Genomic DNA, 2,010 nt, shown 5'->3' on the forward strand with positions numbered 1-2,010 from the left:
TGCTAGCTTCTTTCGTTGCTTCTTCTGTGCTAACTGCTTTTGTTGCTTCTTCTATGCTAACTGCTTTTGTTGCTTCTTCTATGCTAACTGCTTTTGTTGCTTCTTCTGAAGTTTCAATATTTTGTGATGAATTATTAATATTATTTTGGGTATCTAGAGTAGTTTTGGCTTGTTGACTTAAATTATTTTCATTATTATTAGATTTTTCTGCTGCCTGTGCTTCTTCACCTATCCCGAATAATAATGAAGCCCCAATTAAAATCGAAGCCGTACCCACCGTAAATTTACGAATAGAGTACTTGTTTAGACGATTAGGTAAAAAATCAACTTTCTTTTTAATAGGACCTTGTCTTCTTTGCTTCATATATTTCCTCCTATACTCCCTCAGTATTTATATACAACTTTCATATAAATATGTATGAAAGTTCCCTTAAATAATATTGCAAAATTAAATTTATTACAATACTTTGGTGCAATTTTTATTTATTTTTTAATTAGAAAAAATTATAATTTCATTTTTTATTATCTATTAGCATGCTAATTATCTAAATATTATTTAATCATGATATAACTTTATTACTTTTCCAAAAAGAAAAGCCTATAACATTCATTTCAGAATGCTATAGGCTTAATTTTATTTTAAAAATCCAGATATATTAAAAACAAAATTAAATTTTATTTTTCACTATTATCCTTACGTTTTCTTCTCATTAATAACAATGAGCCTGCCGCTGCTAATAATGAGCCAAATAATGTTCCATTATTGACTTCGCTATTACCAGTATCCGGTAAGTGATTGTCTTTATCATGTTTGTCTGAATCGCTGTCTGAATCTGAATCGCTATCAGAGTCTGCATCGCTGTCTGAGTCTGAGTCGCTATCTGAATCTGAATCGCTGTCTGAGTCTGAATCGCTATCTGAGTCGGAATCGCTGTCTGAGTCTGCATCGCTGTCTGAATCTGAGTCACTGTCAGAGTCTGCATCGCTATCTGAGTCGGAATCACTGTCAGAGTCTGCATCGCTGTCTGAATCAGAGTCGCTATCTGAGTCTGAGTCGCTATCGCTATCTGAGTCTGCATCGCTGTCAGAGTCTGCATCGCTATCAGAATCTGAGTCGCTATCTGAGTCTGAATCACTGTCAGAGTCGGAATCGCTGTCTGAGTCTGCATCGCTATCTGAATCTGAATCGCTGTCTGAATCAGAGTCGCTATCAGAATCTGAGTCGCTATCAGAGTCTGAATCACTGTCTGAATCTGAATCGCTGTCTGAATCTGAATCGCTGTCTGAATCTGAGTCACTGTCAGAGTCTGCATCGCTATCTGAGTCTGAATCACTGTCAGAGTCTGCATCGCTGTCTGAGTCTGAATCACTGTCTGAATCAGAGTCGCTATCTGAGTCTGCATCGCTGTCTGAGTCTGCATCGCTATCTGAATCTGAGTCGCTATCTGAGTCTGAATCACTGTCTGAGTCTGCATCGCTATCTGAATCTGAATCGCTGTCTGAATCTGAGTCACTGTCAGAGTCTGCATCGCTGTCTGAGTCTGCATCGCTATCTGAATCTGAGTCGCTATCTGAGTCTGAATCACTGTCAGAGTCGGAATCGCTGTCTGAATCTGAGTCACTGTCAGAGTCTGCATCGCTATCTGAGTCTGCATCGCTATCTGAGTCTGAATCACTGTCTGAGTCTGCATCGCTGTCTGAATCAGAGTCGCTATCTGAGTCTGCATCGCTGTCTGAGTCTGCATCGCTGTCTGAGTCTGCATCGCTATCTGAATCTGAGTCGCTATCTGAGTCTGAATCACTGTCTGAATCTGAATCGCTGTCTGAATCTGAATCGTTGTCTGAGTCTGAATCGCTGTCTGAATCAGAGTCGCTATCTGAGTCTGAATCACTGTCAGAGTCGGAATCGCTGTCTGAGTCTGCATCGCTATCTGAGTCTGAATCACTGTCAGAGTCGGAATCGCTGTCTGAGTCTGCATCGCTATCTGAATCTGAATCGCTGTCTGAATC

The 2,010-nt window shown here is 40.0% G+C and carries 2 protein-coding genes; both read right to left on the minus strand.

Annotation, left to right across the window (positions count from 1 at the left end):
• Positions 1-364: YSIRK-type signal peptide-containing protein (locus CD128_RS11940; protein ID WP_231917333.1), on the minus strand; the 364-nt coding region annotated here is incomplete at its 3' end.
• A gap of 311 nt (positions 365-675) precedes the next feature.
• On the minus strand, positions 676-2,010 hold a 1,335-nt coding region (locus CD128_RS11300; protein WP_231917334.1), incomplete at its 5' end, for an LPXTG cell wall anchor domain-containing protein.

The sequence above is a fragment of the Staphylococcus croceilyticus genome (genome assembly GCF_002902575.1).
GTDB lineage: Bacteria > Bacillota > Bacilli > Staphylococcales > Staphylococcaceae > Staphylococcus > Staphylococcus croceilyticus.